Below are 18,864 nucleotides of genomic sequence, written 5' to 3'. Positions count from 1 at the left end.
CTTTTTCAGTAAACTATTTCTATTTTTGGGATTCTTCAGACTTTACATCTTTCCACCACTTTTTAAATACCTGAGTATTGTCTTTCAGATTGATAATTTCCCCTATCATTGGTGTGGCCAGATTTAATGAATCCCGGTCTGCAGCTTCTGCTATCTTTTCTAAAGGTTCATACCATGCATGTTTAGCCAATGCATATTTAGAATTATGAACAGTCAATAGCTTTTTAGGTTTCAAGTCTTTTGCCGCTTTTACCAAATCGTCGGGCAGTAGATGGATATACTTCCAGTCATTATCATACTGTCCGTTTTCCAATATTGCCCAATCTATATCGGGGAACTGCTCTCCGATAGATGCGAAATGAGTATCGTATCCACTATCCCCGCCGATATATATTTTCTGGCTGGGAGTTTGCAAAAGGAAAGATACCCACAACGATTGGTTTGGAGACAAACCCCGTCCGGAGAAATGCCGGGCAGGCAGGCAATAAACAGAAAAACCTTCAGCGAGAGGAGAACTCTCATTCCAATCCAGTTCTATAATTTGGTCTTTAGCAAATCCCCAGTACTCGAAATGTTCGCCGACGCCAAGTCCACAGATAACTTTCCCGATACGGGGTTTCAATTCCTTTATCGTTTTATAGTCCAGATGATCCCAGTGGTCATGCGATATAACCAGATAGTCTATATTATCGGGCATATCCTTCGCTTTATACACATCAGTTCCTTTAAACGGAGGATTAGCAAAAGACACAGGCGACGCCATGTCAAAAACAGGATCAACAAGGAAACGTTTTCCATCTATCTGAAGCAGGTAAGACGAATGACCGAACCAGATCAGAAGATCTTCATTTTTATCCAACTTTGATAAGTCTGTTTTTATAACAGGCATATCCACAGCAGGGCGTAATGATTTGGTATCACGGAACAAGAAGTCGAGCATACTTCTTACAAATCCTTTATCAGATGTTATCTGAGGGGTTTCGCTCAGGTTCTGAAACTTTCCATCTCTGTAGTTGGGTGAATTTTGAACTCTTTCCAGCCGTTCTCCTTTAGGTGTACGCCCAAAACTTGGTTGATTTATAAATATGACTGTAACAATAGCTAACAGTAGTATAACCGCAAATATTATCCACATGACAAGGTATCTTTTCTTGAGCTTTCTCATTATTCAATTGTTTTTCCCATTAGATATGCTTCCTGCATTACCGGCATATCCTTGATATCGCCTATATTCCAAGCTCCTGTGCCATAAATAATACCTTTCTCCCGAGGCTCAGTTAGACAATCGGTAAATCCGCGAAATTCCTCTATGGTTCTTTGCATAGCTTTCTTACTTGTATCTGCAGCAGCTACTATAAAATAGAATTCTTTATCATTGATTTCCTGATAACGGGCACAAGTCCGGTCTATCAATGTTTTCATTTGTCCGTTCATCGCATAAAAATATACCGGTGTAGACATAACTATTACATCAGCCGAAACCATCTTATCCAGAATATCAGCCATATCGTCTTTTTGTGGACATGGTTTATTCCCACTAAAACACGTGCCGCAACCTGTACAATAATTTATCTTTTTATTTTTTATAAACACCTTTTCTACTAAGTGACCACTTTCACTTGCCCCCTGCATAAACCGGTCGCATAATAAATCGGAGTTTCCACCTTTTCTCGGACTAGCCGATAGTACTAATACACTTTTACTCATTTATCCAAATTTTGATACAAAGATATGTTTAATACATACGGTAAAGTTTTCTGTCGAGCTCAAATCTCTTTGCTGTCCGGCTCAAGATATTCATATAAAAGTGAGTTCTGTCATTATAACTGTTTTCGGATAAGATTGGTTCTACCATTTATATATTTTATCTTTGTTATGTAACAACATTATCCTAAATATGAAATTCAACAAGATTGTAGCGATAGATCCATGCGGACTTACAGGAGAGACGGTAGCAGAAATTAAACAACTGGCAAAAACGGATTATATAGAGTATACGGATTGTCCTGAAAATAACGAAGAGATAATCAGGCGTATATCCGATGCCGACTGTGTCCTCGTTAGTTGGCGAACTCCAATTGATGCGGCAGTTATACGGTCATGCCCTTCAGTCAAATATATCGGGATGTGTTGCAGCCTGTACGACGAACAATCTGCCAATGTAGATATAGCCGAAGCCCGGAAAAACGGAATCGTAGTAAAAGGCGTTCGTGACTATGGAGACGAAGGCACTGTTGAATTTATTTTTGCGCAGTTGATCTGCCTGATGAAAGGGATGGGTGAACATCAGTGGAAAGAAGAGCCAACCGAGCTCACCGGAAAAACCATCGGAATAATAGGTATGGGTGTTCTTGGCAAAATGATAACCCATACAGCACTTTGCTTCGGTATGAGAGTTATCTATAACAGCCGCACCCGGAAACCGGAAGTAGAGAATGAGAATGTTACTTACCTACCGCTAAGCAATCTTCTTTCTGAAGCCGATATTGTAACAGTGCATGTACCGCGTAATGCTATCACGCTTACGGACGAACATTTCAGTTTAATGAAGAAAGACGGAATTTTCATCAACACATCTTTGGGACAACCTTTCGAAAAGGAAGCTCTTCTTAAATGGATAGAAAAAGGAAGCAACAACTACGCAATCTTCGATGCCTCAGGATATAGCAACCTCAAAGACGAGTTCGAAAAATATAACCGTATCCTGCTTACACACAAATCGTCCGGCTTTACACACGAAGCTAAGATCAGATTAACTAACAAAGTGTATCAGAATATGCTGAGCTTCTTAGAAAGCTAAAGGTTATTCTCTCAATATCTGATCTGAAAAGGGTAATTTTCAGATCAGAATGTTTTTAAACATCTAAAGATATATTCCTGTTTCTTTCTTTTTTATAAAATATGTTTTCTAACTTGCAAAAACGTATTGTATAAGGGTGTTTTTTCAGGATATCAACTAAAACTCCATATAATTATGTTACCCGCAAACTATCAACAACTAAGAGACGAGTTGGCTAAAACAATCGACCCCAAACGTCTTATCACAAACCCATTACAGTTATTAGCATACGGTACCGATGCCAGTTTTTACCGTCTTATACCCAAACTGGTAGTACAGGTTCATTCAGAGAAAGAAGCGGTAGAAGTAATTCGCCAAACCGGTAAACTCAATATTCCGGTAACATACCGTGCAGCCGGAACAAGCCTTTCAGGGCAAGCTGTAACCGACTCGGTACTTATGGTTGCCACCCACCAATGGAAAAACTACTGGATATTGGATGACGGAATGAAGATCAAGCTGCAACCCGGTATTACCGGAGCGCGTGCTAATATCTTCCTGCAACCTTTCGGGCGAAAAATAGGACCCGATCCTGCATCTATCAATGCGGCCATGATCGGGGGGATAGCCTCGAATAATGCCAGTGGTATGTGTTGCGGTACATCACAAAACTCATACAAAACTATTGCCGATATACGTATAGTTCTGTATGATGGAACAATATTGGATACGGCAGACGAACAGAGCAAAAAAGAATTCAAGGAAAAACATCCCGAATTGATAAAAGAGATAGAACAGCTCAGGGATGACATTAAAGCCGACAGTGTATTACTTGAACGTATTAAACGTAAATTCAAAATCAAGAATACAACCGGATACAGCATCAATGCGCTGGTTGATTATGATGATCCGTTCGAAATAATCAAGCACTTGATGATAGGTGCCGAAGGTACACTTGCCTTCATCTCGAACCTGACATACCATACGGTTATAGATGAAAAATTCAAGGCTTGCGCCCTGATGATTTTTGAGACCATTGAAAAGGCCTGCGAAGCCGTTCCTGCATTAAAGCAAAGTCCGGTATCGGCTGTAGAACTATTGGACAGGGATTCAATCCGTTCGGTAGAAGACGATCCCGATGCTCCGGACTATTTCCGGACAATGCCTGAAACGGCCTGTGTACTTCTTGTAGAAATACAGGCAAATACACAGGAAGAGATGGATCAGAAAGAGGCTGCGATCCGCAAAGGAGTCGAAAGCTATCCAACTATCCAACCCTACTCTTTCACTTCCGATCCGAAAGAATACAATTTTAACTGGAAAGCCCGTAAAGGACTGCTTTCGTCAGTAGGAGGACTGCGCCGCACCGGAACAACCTGTCTGATCGAAGATGTGGCATTCCCTGTTGAAAGTTTGGCTGCTGCCTGTATCGATCTGAAAGAGTTGTTTAAACGGCTCGAATATAAAGATGCGGTTCTTTTCGGTCATGCTTTGGATGGTAACCTGCACCTGACTTTCTCTCAGGACTTTTCGACTGCTAGAGAAGTACAACGCTATTCTGACCTTATGGATTCGCTTGCCGACATCGTCGTAAACAAATACAACGGTTCGCTCAAAGCCGAACACGGAACAGGACGAAATGTAGCGCCTTTTGTTGAACAGGAATGGGGAGAAGCCGCCTACAAAATCATGTTACGCATAAAAAATATATTCGATCCTCATAAATTGATTAATCCGGGAGTGATAATCAATGAAAATCCGAAAATCCACCTCGAGAATCTGAAACCGCTTCCGGCTGTCAACGAGATTGTCGACAAATGTATGGAGTGCGGATTCTGTGAGCCGAATTGCGTTTCGGAAGGACTGACCTTATCTCCACGTCAGCGTATTGTAATCGCACGGGAAATTTCGCGGTTAAAAACAACCGGAGAAGACAATGCCCGTCTGACCCAGATGCTAAAAGACTCTCAGTACTTTACAGACGAAACCTGTGCTACTGACGGCTTATGCGGACTGCTTTGTCCTGTGAAGATAGATACAGGCAAGTTTGTAAAAGACCTGAGACACGGCAACGCCAGTGACAGTGCCAAGAAGAATGCTGCATATATAGGTAGCCATATGGCACGCGTTACATCGGCCGGACGCATGGGATTAAACTTTGTCAATTTCTGGCATACAGTATTAGGTGATTCCCTGATGGGAGGAATAGCCGGAGGTATGCGCAAGATATCGGGTAACAATATTCCGAAATGGAACAAAGATATGCCAAAAGGTGCGCGTAAGATCAAACACTCTGTGGCTAATGCGGGTCAGGTTGATAAAGTCGTCTATTTCCCTTCATGTATCAACCGTACCATGGGTAAATCGAAAGGATATAAGAAAGACGAAGTGGAACTTACCCGTAAAACCGAAGAATTGTTAGTTCGTGCCGGATTCACAATTGTATATCCAGAAGCGTTAAATGATCTGTGCTGTGGTATGGCTTTCAGCAGTAAAGGGTTAAAAGAAGAAGGTGCGCGCAAATCTAAAGAATTGGAAGATGCTTTGTATAAAGCATCCGAAAATGGCAAATACCCTATCCTATTCGATATGAGCCCTTGTTTCTATACATTCCATGAGGCATATACAAATAAAGACCTGAAAATATACGATCCTATCGAATTCATGCTCGAATATGTAATGCCTAAGCTCGAAGTGAAATCACCTCGTGATGTGGTAACCGTTTTCCCTGTTTGTTCCGTTAAGAAAATAGGTATGGAACAAAACCTGCTGAAACTGGCAAAAATGTGTTCGAAAGAAGTAACCTTCGTACAAAGTAATTGTTGTGGATTCGCAGGAGACAGAGGGTTCACTTACCCCGAATTAAACGAACACGGGCAAAGGCATCTGGCAGAACAAATTCCGAGTAACTGCAAAGACGGATATTCTACCAGCCGTACTTGCGAAATAGGAATGAGCGAATACAGCGATATCAATTTTAAATCGATCTTTTATCTGATCGATGAAGTCACACGATAAAAATTTAGAACCCGGAAGAGGGGGTAAGATTTCAGAAGTCTTATCTCCTCTTTCTATTTTTCTATAGGAAAAGACAAACAGTGTTGAAAATAAATTACATTTCGAGATTGATCCGCTCCCTTATTTTTCTCCATGCATGCGTATCAAAAAGACAGCATTGTTCCATTGTGCTATACATTTCCCTGAAACGGGAGAGAGGAATTACAAAACTTAACAAGTCGGGCTCGAACCAAGGGCGCACCGAAGGATCGAATAGTCCCAGAAAAGTGCGTTTTCCTCCTTTTCTGTTTTCGAGAGTGGCTTGAGTAACAATGGCAGAACAACCCGAACCGAACTCTGTAGTTACAGCATCTTTTTCGTTGGTATCGAACCATGTCCATGTAAGCAACCCTGACAAAATATCCGGTGTCGCAAAGAAAATAATACCTTCCAGCCTTTCAAAATCCTCTACCTTATCTATACGGGCAAAATGTAACCATGTCGAAGCAGCTAAAGGAACCTGAAGTTCGTCTATAAAATCCAGCACCATCTGAGGAGTTTCTTTATATTTTTCTTTCAGAGAAACGAAGTTTGGAACATGTTCGGGCATCGGAGTAAAACCTGTATAAAATTTTCCACCGCCACAACTGATATTTTCCGCATTCAGACTGATTGTATTTCCGGATCTTACCTCTTTCATCCCTTTAAAAAAACAACCGTTGATCTTCTCCGTCAAACCTTCGACCCTATCGGAATACCAAAAAACAATCGGTAATTCTACTGCATCACCAAATGCCTCCTTGTATTTATTTACAAAATGATTTACTTTCATAGTGCAAAATGTTTATTGTTTTAATTACAAGCATAGTTGACTTCTCACAAATATAGAAAGATTATTTTTTCATTTACTTTCCAATTTAGCCAAATACTCTTCTTTTTTATAAAACCAGAGCTTAGTAGAAAAACCGGAGCTTAATAACCAAAAAAGGAGATAAGAATCAACATCTTATCTCCTTCCATTATCATATTAAAGAATATTATACTCCGCTGAATGCTATAAAACCTCCATCGACAGGTATAACTGTACCTGTAATAAAGCTAGCCGATGAAGAACACAAAAACTGGATAATACCATTTAACTCGGTTATATCACCAAAGCGTTTCATTGGGGTTTTTGCCAATATTTTACCACTTCTTTCAGTCAAAGAACCGTCAGGATTGATCAGGACTGCACGGTTCTGGTCTCCGATAAAGAAACCGGGAGCAATAGCATTGACACGTACTCCATCTCCATATTTAAGTGCCATCTCGCAAGCCAGCCATTGGGTAAAGTTGGTTATAGCCGATTTAGCTGCCGAATATCCGGGTACACGGGTAATAGCCGACAATGCCGCCATGGATGAGATATTAATAATACTGCCCGATTTTTTCTCAGCCATCACACTGCCGAATATCTGGCAAGGATACACTGTTCCGTTCATGTTTAAGTCGATCACTTTATCCCAGTCTTCGAGCTTCATGTCAAAGAAAGGCTGATCGGGAGCTAACGTTGCTCCGGGAACATTACCGCCCGCCACATTCACCAATATGTCTATAGTACGATACCAAGCTAATATATCTTTTTTGCTTTGTTCGAGACTGGCAATACTCATTACATCTGCTTTGAAGAAGGTAGCATCTCCTCCTTCCTCCCGAATCTCAGCAACCAGTTTTTCTCCTTTTTCGGCTGACCGTCCAAGTATTGCTACTTTAGCCCCTTGCCTTGCCAAGTGTCTGGCTATGCTCGACCCTAAGACTCCATAGCCACCTGTGACTATCGCCACCTGACCTTCTATATCAAACTGTTCTTTCATTCCTTCAGATCTGCGTTTATCATCAATTCATCATCTACTGTTGCAATAACTCCATCTAATTGAGCCAAAGCATACATACGCCCTAAAAATGAGTAACCGGGGTTATATCCTTTATTTTCATCACCCAGCATCAAACGCCCATGATCTACGCGCATTGGTAATGAAGGATTAGCCTTCTCGAATGTGCGTATCAAATCGATCAGATGTCCACGCCCTTTAAGATGTGGTGCTTCTATAAAGTTTCCGTTCGATAATACACTAGTACTTCTTAGATGTATAAAGTGAGTTCTGGATGCATATTTCTCAGCCAAAGCCGGAACATCATTGTGTAAACCGGCGCTCAATGATCCTGCACAGAATGTCAACCCGTTACGAGGATTATCTACAGCCTTCAAAATCCATTCGATATCTTCATCATTGGTAACAATGCGAGGTAACCCCAACAAAGAGAAGGGAGGATCGTCAGGATGTACACAAATATTTACATTGTATTTCTCACATACAGGGATCACCTGTTCTAAGAAATACTTCATATTTTGACGTAATTGATTTCTATCAACTCCATCGTATAAAGCTAGTAATTGTTTAAATTTTTCTACAGGATTTAAGTCCCCTTCTTTTATATTTCCGTTAATAAACCCTTGGGTCTTAACTATTATAGTATCAATTAAAGCATCTTTTTCTGTTTCTGAAATCATAGCAGCCAAACTGGCTACCTTTTCCAATTCTTCTTCCGAATATGTTTTATCTGCATCTTTACGTTTCAGAATGTGGATATCGAAATACGCAAACTTGATCTTATCAAAATACAAAGAGGTTGTGCCATCGGGTGATGGATAAGACAGATCGGTGCGCACCCAATCTATTACAGGCATAAAGTTGTAACAGACTGTTCTGATACCTGCTTGTCCCAGGTTAGCAAGACTTGTTTTATAATTTTCTATTAGCTTATCCCGTTCCGGACCTCCGCACTTAATAGCTTCGCAGACAGGTAAGCTTTCTACTACCGACCAATAAAGCCCCGATTCTTCGATATACCATTTCAGGTCGTTTATTGCTTCGAGAGTCCATACCTCGCCATTCGGGACATCGTGCAAGGCTGTGACTATACCTTCTACTCCAATTTGCCTTAGCATAGCAAGTGTTATCTGGTCTTTCTTGCCAAACCATCGCCAGGTTTTTTCCATATTGACTTATGATTTTATATTAGATTTACTTTATAATTGTTCATATTTGCTAATAGCAAAAATAGGAATATATGTCTATTATCGGATGCTGTAGAACCTTTATTTTATGTTAAAGAGCCGAAAACTTCAATAAAGAGAATACAATTCATAAAAAAACGACTACCATAGCGACTTACTATGATAATCGTTCTTAAAAAAAGTAGAGTTTATTCTTTATCAGTCGATCTGACGAATCAGCATACCCGGATAGATTTTTTTGTTACCTCCGGTAAATGTAGTTGCTTTGATTGTCTGAACTGCTCCCTGACCGCTTGCTGCATTTTCGGCCTGCTCCTCATCAGCAGCATACCGGTTATCCCATATATTATTTTTATCTACTTTGAGTGTTGCTACACGTTTGTAAGTAGTAATCATTGTTTCAGGATCTACATTCTTTTCCAGAACTTCAAATTTATCACCGCCTTCAAGTCCTTCTTTCAGACCGATAGCCGCAGTAACCTCCGGATCTGTAGTAAGCAATGGAGTTTTGGTACGGAATTCTTCGTATCTCTTTTGAAGCTTCGCTACTACCTCATCTATTGCACGCACTGTTGCCCTTTCCACTAAATCACTTTCGGGTTTACTCGAAAACATTGATGATTGAATATCAGCCCACTCGGTAACTGTTCCAACATATTTCAGTTTAAAGTCATCCGAATTAGCGAAATCCGTCAAATCTGCAGCATTGTAATATTGAGTATAGAACTTAGTGTTCACTTCTTCACTCCAATCCAGTTGATACAAGAAGGCTGTAGCTTTGATTACATATCCTTTACCTGCAACAGCCGATCCAGCCTGTACAGCACTGTTAGTCAGCGCAGCAGCAGTCCCACCCAACAAGCTTGATACAGTAGAAGACGCCTGAGACAATTGCTTTGCCATCTCCTCCTTGCTCACATAGTTGAAGCGGATACCTATCACAAATGTATTGTTAATAAGCTCTTCTCCGGCATCAGCCAGCATAGCGATACCTCTGGTAGATTTATCGGCTACCATTTTGTCAAACTCAGACGCATTATACAAACCTCTTTGTTTGATAAGATCCATATCAAAATACGAATTTGTAGAACTGTCGTAAGTGCCCTTCATATTATACCACTTGGCAACGAGCTGGTTTCCGATCTTCTTATCTTCGAAGAACTTAATAAAGATAGCCGGTAATTTTTTTGTGTCGGTTGTATCAACCAATCCGGCTGTAGCAGATCCGGCTACACCTTTAGCAAATCCGCCGATAGCTTTACCGAAACCTCCTTTTTTCTTCTTTTCTTCTCCTCCGGTTACAGCTGCAACTTCAGCATCGGTAACTTTATAGTTTCTCGGATTAAAAGTCCTTATTGAAAGGTTGTGGTCATTAAATTTTTCAGGCAATGGAGTATTGGCAAATGTTTCCTTTATAATTGCTGCCTTAGTATTATCCATCAAGCCGTGATCGTCCAATATAATAGTGTATAATGAACTTCTTTTATAGTCTGTTACTGTATTATCAGTTTGTGCAGTAGCACCTAATGCCACAAAAGCCAGACCGACAAATAGAGAATTGATTCTTTTCATTTTATCAAAAGTGTTGTTCTTATATTTTTAATTATAGAATTCTTAACGAATCCAGTATACGTTAGTTGTTCTGTTTTTCTGTCCGCGTCCGTAAGCAACTCCCACATCACGCCATGCGTTGATCCGTTGTTTTTCTAAAGAAACAGCGTCGTCATATATTTTCATCACAAATTTCCAATCGTCAAGGACTTTGCCTTTTATCTCTTTATAGAGAGACATTGCTTCACCGTAACATTTGGCATCCGGATAGATATATTGCAAATATTCGCCCGCTTCTTGTGCTCCATAAGCATTTTGCTGAGCAGCCCAAACCATTTTAGCTTTAGCCAGATTTTCGAGACACAATTGATCTACATATTGCTGGTATACGCTGAAAGCTACATTCAGAGCACTGTCATATCCTTTCGAACATTCGGGGATAGAACCCAGATAGAATAAAGCTTCGTCATACTTTTTCATGGCAGCAAGGCTTTGAGCCTTTTTGATGATGGTAGGATACTGTGTATTGTAATATTCAATAATTTTGTCCTTTCCATCATTTACAAACTGCTGAAGGTCTGTCGAACGGGGATTGATACCCTTTATTCCGGCAATATATGCTTTGGTTTCGTTATTACCTACTCCCTTCATGTTTATGTTGGTAGAAGTAAATACCTTCTCGCCCCAAGCATCGGCAATATAGAGTGTCATCTCCATATTATAGACAAATTTGCTGGGAGGACCGGGTAGTATCTCTTTGTTTAGCATAGAGATTTTCGGAACGATACAGAATTGAGTAAACTCGGGACCTGCTGCCAGACCTGCTGTTGTTGCAACCTGTCGCAACTTGTTATTCAGGAAGTCCAAAGCTCCATCGGGAATCGGTTCCGCCTGATTCGTTTGCATAATCATGAGAGGTATCTCACAATTCTGCTGTGCCTGCGCATTGAATGCCCCGAAGGTGCACAAGGCTATTATTAATATTGATATTTTTCTCTTCATAATTGTAATATTAGTAAAGATGAGAAGGTTTTATTTCTCCCCGATTATAACCAGAGCACGCCCTAAACCTCTGTTCACAACTTTACATGTAAGGTTATAAGGTGGTTTACGTAAGAATCTCATCAATTCGCGGGCAAAGTAGTCTGTATCCATCGCCATACCATTCGGACGGTATAATGGAATACGTACCTGTTCGAACAGAATAAAGTTTTCAGTACCATCTGTTTTACTGAAACGATGGTTTACTGTGTTTTGAGCCATCCAGTCATCGATAATTTCAGTCAATTCAGTTCCATCGTATTCTGTTTCCAAATCGACACCCGATCCGTTGTCGAATACCTGAACATCCAATGTAACTTCACGTCCGTTTTCAAACAAATCATCGAAATGCGATTGAAGCTGGCTCGTAAAATTGTCCATATTATCTTGTACGGCTTCAGCTAATAATACCGGAGTTTCGGCAGAAAACGAAGGTGCACCTGTTCCCTGTGCTCCGGCTACTTGTTTGCTTGTATAAGCGTCGATTCCGCGGAGGTTATAAGTAATAGATTTTTTAGGTCCCGTGCTGTTTACTGTCCAGTTTACTTCAAGTATAATATCAGCCTTTGCTGTACGGCGTAACTGGTCAAGCGGACTTTCTGCTAATTCGGCTCCCGATGTCTTACTGGTGATCACACTGTTTTCGGCAGACATGCGCTCTATTGATTTTACACTGGCAGAAAGGTCTTTCAACGGAAAGCCTCTTTCCTGCATCAATGATCCTATTTTAGAGATCACCAGTTCCAGTTCGGCATTAGTTTGCAATGCGATTTTATAGTTCGGTATCAGAGTAAGGGTACCCTGATTGTCATACCCTTCCATATATCCGTTGTCGGTACACCATACATCACTGGGTACTACCATCAAGGTGGGTTTTTTGGCTTGCCCAAACACAGCTAGGGCAGAGACACATAGCGCTATCGCCAGGAAATACTTTTTCATTCGGTTTTATTTAGGTGGTTGTTCTTAAGTCTTTTGTTTTATTATGGTTTTAGTATCTGATCATTAATCAGGCGCTCTTTTAACTCGGAACGCAATACACGTACGACTACACCATATTTAACTTGTGTATCGGTCGAACTTGACACACTTGATCCGCTACGGGTATCCTCGTTACTTACGTATTGCTTATAAGCTCCTCCATCCTGAAAGAATATATTAAAATAATACTCGTATTTCTCCTGAGCATTTACTTCCAGTAATAAAGGTTTCATATTACACTCGCCGGTTCCTTTGGTTATTCCTTTAAACAGGATATCGCGAACTGCGTTTTTACGGGCTTGTTCTACTGCATCGGTCTTATTACGACCTGTTCCCCATGCTCTTACTGTTTGCGATCCGTCACCTTCAACTCCCAGACATTCTGTCTCGGAAGTATAGTGTGCCCCTACTGTTTTTTGAGAGCTTCCACAAGAAGTTATTAGTGTTAATACCAGCATTAACACGCCTATATTGTATATTAACTTTTTCATATTATTATGCTTTTTCAGAATTCATATCCGATTTTGAGAGACAATAAACTAACCATTTTGTCCGACTCCCATTTTGTATCCATTGTCTGCCCGGTGTAACTGATACCGACAAGCATATTCGAACGTTTTCCTCCAAACTTTACTCCTAAAGTAGGGCTAAAGAAAAATCCATCGCGAATACTTGCTCCTGCATCTACAGACCAATACGGAACAACACGTCTGACATCCTGAGACATGAAATTACCCCGGAGATTGGCATAAATAGGGAATGACCAAGCATTGGATTTTGCCCGGACTTTGTCGTTTTCTATATAATAACGAACTCCAAGACCGACACCGACACGAAGGAAATCATTGAAGCGGTATCCGTTAACTACTGCAAGTTGTGTATATCCCAAATTAGACTTTTTGCTAAACATAGACATACCTCCCGATAGTTCGGCTGTCCACCAATATCCCTTATCATTATCCTCGAAGTCTGTATACTTACCTCTCGAAGATGCTTCGGGACGGATTACGTCTCCGTTCTTTATTTGCCTGATCTCGGTCATTTTGTATTCGTAAACAGCACCATTGTCAGCCTTTATCTTAACTGAAACATTGGGAACAGAATGAATAATTTGCCCCTGCACTACATTTCCGTTATTCAGGTAGATAACATCCGACCCGTTATTCTGGGCAAATACGCCTACCGACAATAAAAAGAATATCCCTAATAGTATTTTTTTCATTCTTAAATTATTTAATTAGAATCCTGATGACAAGCTTTTAACAACTCCGGCTCCTTCTAAATCTTTGCGTAAAACGTCTTTTGATACTGATACAATCACTCCGACTTTATATTCTTTTCCGACTTTAATAATTTCCGGAGTACCTACTATATCTGCATATTTAAGACACGTGCCTCCGTCAGCGAAAAAGGCTTTGAAAAAATCGGCTTTTTCTTCCATTACAGCAGGACTTGCAGCCATAGGCTTTTGCGAAGTACATCCCCTATCTCCGCTGAAACCTTTAAAAATGACTCCGTGCACGGCATTACGCTTCATATCATCAGATGGTATATTTGGTTTTTTCCCATACGACCATACTCTCACCAAATATGATCCTTGCGAACCCGATCCTGCACATTCTATATCGTACCTCCAGTCTTCAGTATTGTCTTTCTTCAATTCCGAAGCCTGAGTATACACATACGAAAGGCATAGTGTTAATAAACATAGCACAAACTTCATTTTTTTCATCTTTTTCTTTTTTGGGTAATTTATTACTACAGAAAAGACAGGCTAACGCTCTTCTGCAAGTGTTGTTCTTTATTTAATTTCTCTACAATTATATCTGGAACCGGCTATATTATTCAGGAAAAGACCTTTGATGGTAAAACGTGTTGTTTTTGTTTTAGTAAGAGCCTTTATGTACTCTATGTTCTTATCCTCTTCAAATTCAAACTATAATCAGTCCCCATTTAGTTAACAAATGTATAAGATTTATTAATAAATCCTATGCAAAATAAAAAAAAATATCAGAAAAACCTCCTTTTATTCCATAAATAGCCCCTCTTTGATTTTCAATTAGTTCAGAAACAAAAATTTTAACTTTTCAATAAACTACTGGGAGAGATACCAAATTGCCGGGTAAAACACCGGGTAAAATATTTCGGGTCGTTAAAGCCCACATCATATGCAATTTCGGCTATACTGAGATCTTGCTCCTGCCTGTTCTTCATTATTATTTCCCGGGCCAGATTCAGCCGGTAATTCCTGATAAACTGACTCGCAGGCTGCCCTGTTAATGTCTGCATTTTCTGGCTCAACAGGCTACGCCCTACATTCATATCCCGGATAAAATCTCCTACTTCGTAATCGGGGTTTTTATAATTTTTTTTGACTACTTCCAGTGCTTTATCCAAAAACACCTGATCTTTAGACTGTTTCTCAAGATTCAGATCTTCTGTATTCATATATAAACTGAACCGGCGTTGATAAAGCTTTCGGGTATCGAGGATATTATGGATACGGGTTAGTAGTATTTCTTCATCAAAAGGCTTCTGTAAATATTCGTCCACTCCTGTTTTATAACTGGCAATACGGGCTTCTTTAGATGTTTTAGCAGTCAGCATCAGAAAAGGAATATGTGAGATGGAAAAATCTTCTTTTACCCTACGGGACAACTCCAGACCATCCATCACAGGCATCATAAGATCACTGATTATAAAATCGACAGGCTCTGTTCTCAAAACCGATAAAGCCTGTTCTCCATTTTCGGCTTCCAGTATATTATAGTAGTCCGAAAGAATAGATATTATATAGCTTCTCATATCGGTGTTGTCTTCGACAACCAGAATAGCTAACTTATCGGATAAGGCAGTACCGCTATCTGTATTGGTTTTATTATAATCGATGTATTCCTCTTTACTGGCTAATGTAAGATCTTCAACTATTTTGTCTTCGGCATATTCGGTATCGAGAGGTAACAATATTCTGAAAGAAGCTCCTCTCAAATGATTGTTTTTCGCATAAATAATCCCATCCTGTAATTCTATGATATTTTTACACAGATAAAGCCCTATTCCCGTTCCACTCTGCCCCGATACGGTATAGCCTGGCTGATCTTTCGATTGGTAAAAACGGTCGAATATCCGCCCCAGATCTCTTTCTTTTATCCCTGTTCCGTTATCATTAACCGAGATATACAATCGTTTACCTTTTGTTTTGCTATTCAGACAGGTAACATACAATCGGATAGAACCATCAAGAGGCATGAATTTCAATGCATTGGATAATAAATTCGTTATTACTTTATGCATGGCTTCTTCATCGAATAATATTTGCGGAGGGTTTAACCTGAAATATTTTTCAATCACTATCCCTCTCTCGTAAGCAAAAGCATCGAAAGGGATAATCAGTTCTTCGAGGAATTTAAGGAAATTACTTTGTGTCAATACAATTCCCATTTGTTCCGATTCTACTTTTCTGAAATCCATTAACTGATTGACGAGTGATAACAGATGTTTAGAGTTACGAGATACAAAGTGCAATTGCTCTATAACCTTCGGGTTTGTACTCAACTTCAGAGCCTTTTCTATCGGACCTATTATCAGTGTTATGGGTGTCCTGAATTCGTGAGTGATGTTAGTGAAGAAATTAACTTTATCGTTCAGTGCATCTTGTATCTTGTCCGACATCTTTATCAATTGCTTACGCTGATTGGAGATTTTATCGTTCTGCTCGATAAGCACTTCATTCTGGCGTGTAAGTTCTTTCGCCTGCTCTTCGAGTTGCTGTTTGCGGTTAGCCAATTCACGGGTTCGCTCCTCTACTTTAAGATGGAGTACTTCTTTCTGTTTTTTCAGCATACTGATTCTCCATCTGTACAACCTGAATATACAAAACACAACTACTGCCATAACCAGAGTTATAAACCATACCGTTTTATAAAAATAGGGATGTACTTCTATGGTTAATACCGATACTTCGGATGTATTGTCACCCGACATACAGCGGACTTCCAGAGAATAAGTACCGGGTTGGAGATTTGTAAAACTGGCAAAACGCCGGTTAGCGGGTACATTTATCCACTCTTCGTCAAAACCGACCAAACGGTATGAATACGTTATTGTAGTAGGATTTTCGTAATCAAGTGCCGAGAAATCAACGGAAAACGATTTATCACTTTCGTGTAACCGGATATGATTCGAATAAGAAATATCGCTTTGCAAATACTTCCCCTCGCCTACCCATACAGGTTGATTGAGTATCTGTAATTTCGTGAAAACAACCTTCAATGGATGTCTGATTCCCGATCGTTTCATATTGGTATTAATCTCCGATAAACCATTCATGTTTCCAAAATACAGGTTATTTGTAGTTGGCGATTTGTAGCTTGCGTTCCAATAGAACTGATGTTCGTTCAGCCCGTCGTTTTTTGTGTAATTTATAATCCTGTTATTTTTCGGGTTATAAGACGATAAGCCATATCCTGTACTCATCCAGATCAAGCCTTGCTGATCTTCAAGAATACCCAAAATCATATTGTTCGGAAGACCCTGTTTCGTTGTATACAGTTCAAACTCCCATTTGCTATTTATAAGCTCTAGTATACAGAAACCATACCCTTTACTCCCCAGCCATATCCTGCCATCGCGGCTCTGGTAAATCGTAGTTACATTTTTCAAGAAAAGGTTATCCATGTTATTATTTCCGAAACGGAGATAGGCGGCTGTACATCTTCCTGACTTTTTATCAAAGTTTTTCAGATTCACTTGCAACAACCCGTCTTCTGTACCCATCCATAGGATATTAGATTTATCAATAAATGCTCCAGGCAAATCCTTCCTGTTCCGGATATTGGGAGGTAGTGGTGATATTACCTTACCAGAAACCAGATCATAAAAAAAGATTCCTTGTCTGGCTCCTATCCAGATCCCGTCATTTAGGTGGTCATCGCTTAGGCTCGATATATATGCTAGTCCCGGTTCGTCCGATACTGAAAACAAATGCCGGAATGCCGGATTTCTTAAATCGGAAAGATCCAAAACATTCAATCCGTTTCCCCAAGTGCCAATCCATAGTTTATTCCGGTTATCTTCAACCAGTGCACTCACGGTATTATGGCTCAACAGTCCTTCTTCATACGTATAATGAATGAAAGACGACTCTCCTTTCTTTTTCAGGTTCAAACCTCCCTCGACAGTTCCAACCCATAAATTCCCCATATGATCTTCGGTTATGGCATTTACCGGATTGGCGGAAATACTGCTACGGTCTTTCTCATTATGCACATAATTATGAATAGACAATCGCCGGAGCGTCATTTTATTCATACCTCCGGCTTCAGTTCCGATCCATAAAACATTACCATCCGACAACAAACAATTCACAAAGTCGCTGTTGATTGTTCCCGATGGTGTATTGTGGGATATACGTTCGAAACTATCGGTACGGGAATCATAAAAATTAACTCCCCGCAATGTACTGACAACCAAAGTTCCTTCTCTGGTAGTTACCAGATCGGTTATCATGTTCTGGCTAATTGTAGACGGATCGCTTTCGGAATTGATATACCATTTAGATTCTTTTTTACCTGTATCATATCTGAACAAGCCTCGATCGGTACCTATCCAAATAAAGTTACCTGTTTTCAGTATAGCAGATACTTTGCAGTTAGTGTCCAGATCGGGTATCTCCTTCAGCGGATGTAAATACAAAATATCATCCTCAGACACAATTACATTATATATAATACCTTGCCTTGCTACCAAAATAGAATTATCTATCTGACACAAGCCTGAGAAAGTAGTATTATTTCCGGCATCGAGTCGTTGATTGGTTGTCGACACCCGTTTTACCAACCCTTTTTCAGTAAAAGTGATCCGGTAAATTTTATTTTCTCCTGTAATCCAGATATTACCATTACTATCTTTGTATACCGAAAAGAGTCCATTACCATCCATAACTCTTATTGCCTGATTATTATCAACAATAGAACTTTTGCTCATGGTTTTCAGGTCTATTATATCCAATCCCAAATCTGAGATAACCCATAAACGATTGAAATCATCTTCGCAGGTTTCCCTGATAAAATTACTTTTGAGTACAACAGGGGAGCTATTGACATTAAAGTTGAGAAAATCATACCCGTCATATCTGGATAATCCTCCGCCTTGTGTCGATACCCACAGAAAACCTTTGCTGTCTCTGTACATATCATCTATGAAATTAACAGGCAGACCTTCATCTATGGTGATTGTCGTGAACAGATATCGAGACAGAACCTTATTCTGGCCTGAAGAGCCTATCGGGATAAAAGCACAAAGAATTAGTAATATGATGCTTTGATGGATATGCTTCATGGTACATGGGATTAACACGGGTAAAGATATAGATTCTTCTCCAATCTTGTAAAAATAATGTGCTTTTTACACTTATAAACAAATAATCCACCCAATATGGATATTTGTCCACCTGTTT

14 protein-coding genes are annotated in these 18,864 nt (G+C 39.9%); 2 read left to right on the top strand and 12 right to left on the bottom strand.

Features of this window, described 5'->3' with window-relative positions; translation table 11 throughout:
* Nucleotides 1-19 precede the first annotated feature (19 nt).
* Both BUC12_RS00380 and BUC12_RS00375 read right to left on the bottom strand, forming a co-directional pair.
* The gene (locus tag BUC12_RS00380) at nt 20-1,165 is read right to left on the bottom strand and encodes an MBL fold metallo-hydrolase (protein WP_062175206.1); all 1,146 of its coding nucleotides are present in this window, start codon (nt 1,163-1,165) and stop codon (nt 20-22) included.
* Nucleotides 1,165-1,707, bottom strand: coding sequence for a flavodoxin family protein (locus BUC12_RS00375; protein ID WP_062175205.1), 543 nt, complete (start codon nt 1,705-1,707; stop codon nt 1,165-1,167). The genes BUC12_RS00380 and BUC12_RS00375 overlap by 1 nt, the downstream gene beginning before the upstream one ends.
* Nucleotides 1,708-1,897: 190 nt before the next feature.
* Here BUC12_RS00375 and BUC12_RS00370 point away from each other — a divergent pair, with 190 nt between their 5' ends.
* Nucleotides 1,898-2,800, top strand: a complete 903-nt coding sequence (locus BUC12_RS00370) for an NAD(P)-dependent oxidoreductase (protein ID WP_062175204.1) — start codon at nt 1,898-1,900, stop codon at nt 2,798-2,800.
* A 174-nt stretch (nt 2,801-2,974) separates the two neighbouring features.
* Nucleotides 2,975-5,797, top strand: coding sequence for an FAD-binding and (Fe-S)-binding domain-containing protein (locus BUC12_RS00365; protein WP_062175203.1), 2,823 nt, complete (start codon nt 2,975-2,977; stop codon nt 5,795-5,797).
* A gap of 94 nt (nt 5,798-5,891) precedes the next feature.
* Here BUC12_RS00365 and BUC12_RS00360 read toward each other — a convergent pair whose 3' ends face one another.
* The 10 genes from BUC12_RS00360 to BUC12_RS00315 all read right to left on the bottom strand — a co-directional run bounded on the left by BUC12_RS00360 (nt 5,892) and on the right by BUC12_RS00315 (nt 18,746).
* Nucleotides 5,892-6,608, bottom strand: a complete 717-nt coding sequence (locus BUC12_RS00360; protein ID WP_062175202.1) for a DUF169 domain-containing protein — start codon at nt 6,606-6,608, stop codon at nt 5,892-5,894.
* A 205-nt stretch (nt 6,609-6,813) separates the two neighbouring features.
* Nucleotides 6,814-7,629, bottom strand: a complete 816-nt coding sequence (locus tag BUC12_RS00355; protein WP_062175201.1) for an SDR family oxidoreductase — start codon at nt 7,627-7,629, stop codon at nt 6,814-6,816.
* Nucleotides 7,626-8,816 (bottom strand): mannonate dehydratase, encoded by a 1,191-nt coding sequence (gene uxuA, locus BUC12_RS00350; protein ID WP_062175200.1) that lies wholly within the window; start codon nt 8,814-8,816, stop codon nt 7,626-7,628. Before uxuA ends, BUC12_RS00355 begins: the two co-directional genes overlap by 4 nt.
* Nucleotides 8,817-9,032: 216 nt before the next feature.
* Entirely contained in the window at nt 9,033-10,406 is a 1,374-nt protein-coding gene (locus BUC12_RS00345; RefSeq protein ID WP_062175199.1) for a hypothetical protein, read from the bottom strand.
* A gap of 42 nt (nt 10,407-10,448) precedes the next feature.
* Nucleotides 10,449-11,387 carry a hypothetical protein gene (locus BUC12_RS00340; RefSeq protein WP_062175198.1) on the bottom strand — a complete coding sequence of 313 codons (939 nt, stop codon included), beginning with the start codon at nt 11,385-11,387 and terminating at the stop codon, nt 10,449-10,451.
* A 30-nt stretch (nt 11,388-11,417) separates the two neighbouring features.
* Nucleotides 11,418-12,368 (bottom strand): DUF6175 family protein, encoded by a 951-nt coding sequence (locus BUC12_RS00335; protein WP_062175197.1) that lies wholly within the window; start codon nt 12,366-12,368, stop codon nt 11,418-11,420.
* A gap of 41 nt (nt 12,369-12,409) precedes the next feature.
* Nucleotides 12,410-12,898, bottom strand: coding sequence for a hypothetical protein (locus BUC12_RS00330; RefSeq protein ID WP_062175196.1), 489 nt, complete (start codon nt 12,896-12,898; stop codon nt 12,410-12,412).
* A gap of 14 nt (nt 12,899-12,912) precedes the next feature.
* Nucleotides 12,913-13,629, bottom strand: coding sequence for a hypothetical protein (locus BUC12_RS00325; protein ID WP_062175195.1), 717 nt, complete (start codon nt 13,627-13,629; stop codon nt 12,913-12,915).
* 15 nt (nt 13,630-13,644) lie between these two features.
* Complete coding sequence (locus BUC12_RS00320) at nt 13,645-14,139, bottom strand: hypothetical protein (protein ID WP_062175194.1); 495 nt, start codon at nt 14,137-14,139, stop codon at nt 13,645-13,647.
* 347 nt (nt 14,140-14,486) lie between these two features.
* Complete coding sequence (locus BUC12_RS00315) at nt 14,487-18,746, bottom strand: hybrid sensor histidine kinase/response regulator transcription factor (RefSeq protein WP_062175193.1); 4,260 nt, start codon at nt 18,744-18,746, stop codon at nt 14,487-14,489.
* Between the last annotated feature and the right edge of the window lie 118 nt (nt 18,747-18,864).

Origin of the sequence: Indolivaga macrotermitis (assembly GCF_900128985.1) — a bacterium.
Taxonomy (GTDB): domain Bacteria; phylum Bacteroidota; class Bacteroidia; order Bacteroidales; family Dysgonomonadaceae; genus Dysgonomonas_A; species Dysgonomonas_A macrotermitis.
The sequence above is the reverse complement of the archived record's forward strand: the minus strand, read 5'-3'. Positions and strand labels throughout refer to the sequence as shown.

Excerpts from the sequence above, each read along its gene's own strand:
- BUC12_RS00345 (WP_062175199.1), bottom strand. The coding sequence starts at position 10,406 with ATGAAAAGAATCAATTCTCTATTTGTCGGTCTGGCTTTTGTGGCATTA.
- BUC12_RS00330 (WP_062175196.1), bottom strand. The coding sequence starts at position 12,898 with ATGAAAAAGTTAATATACAATATAGGCGTGTTAATGCTGGTATTAACA.
- BUC12_RS00355 (WP_062175201.1), bottom strand. The coding sequence starts at position 7,629 with ATGAAAGAACAGTTTGATATAGAAGGTCAGGTGGCGATAGTCACAGGT.
- BUC12_RS00320 (WP_062175194.1), bottom strand. The coding sequence starts at position 14,139 with ATGAAAAAAATGAAGTTTGTGCTATGTTTATTAACACTATGCCTTTCG.
- BUC12_RS00315 (WP_062175193.1), bottom strand. The coding sequence starts at position 18,746 with ATGAAGCATATCCATCAAAGCATCATATTACTAATTCTTTGTGCTTTT.
- BUC12_RS00365 (WP_062175203.1), top strand. The coding sequence starts at position 2,975 with ATGTTACCCGCAAACTATCAACAACTAAGAGACGAGTTGGCTAAAACA.
- BUC12_RS00370 (WP_062175204.1), top strand. The coding sequence starts at position 1,898 with ATGAAATTCAACAAGATTGTAGCGATAGATCCATGCGGACTTACAGGA.
- BUC12_RS00360 (WP_062175202.1), bottom strand. The coding sequence starts at position 6,608 with ATGAAAGTAAATCATTTTGTAAATAAATACAAGGAGGCATTTGGTGAT.
- BUC12_RS00375 (WP_062175205.1), bottom strand. The coding sequence starts at position 1,707 with ATGAGTAAAAGTGTATTAGTACTATCGGCTAGTCCGAGAAAAGGTGGA.
- BUC12_RS00340 (WP_062175198.1), bottom strand. The coding sequence starts at position 11,387 with ATGAAGAGAAAAATATCAATATTAATAATAGCCTTGTGCACCTTCGGG.
- BUC12_RS00335 (WP_062175197.1), bottom strand. The coding sequence starts at position 12,368 with ATGAAAAAGTATTTCCTGGCGATAGCGCTATGTGTCTCTGCCCTAGCT.
- uxuA (WP_062175200.1), bottom strand. The coding sequence starts at position 8,816 with ATGGAAAAAACCTGGCGATGGTTTGGCAAGAAAGACCAGATAACACTT.
- BUC12_RS00325 (WP_062175195.1), bottom strand. The coding sequence starts at position 13,629 with ATGAAAAAAATACTATTAGGGATATTCTTTTTATTGTCGGTAGGCGTA.
- BUC12_RS00380 (WP_062175206.1), bottom strand. The coding sequence starts at position 1,165 with ATGAGAAAGCTCAAGAAAAGATACCTTGTCATGTGGATAATATTTGCG.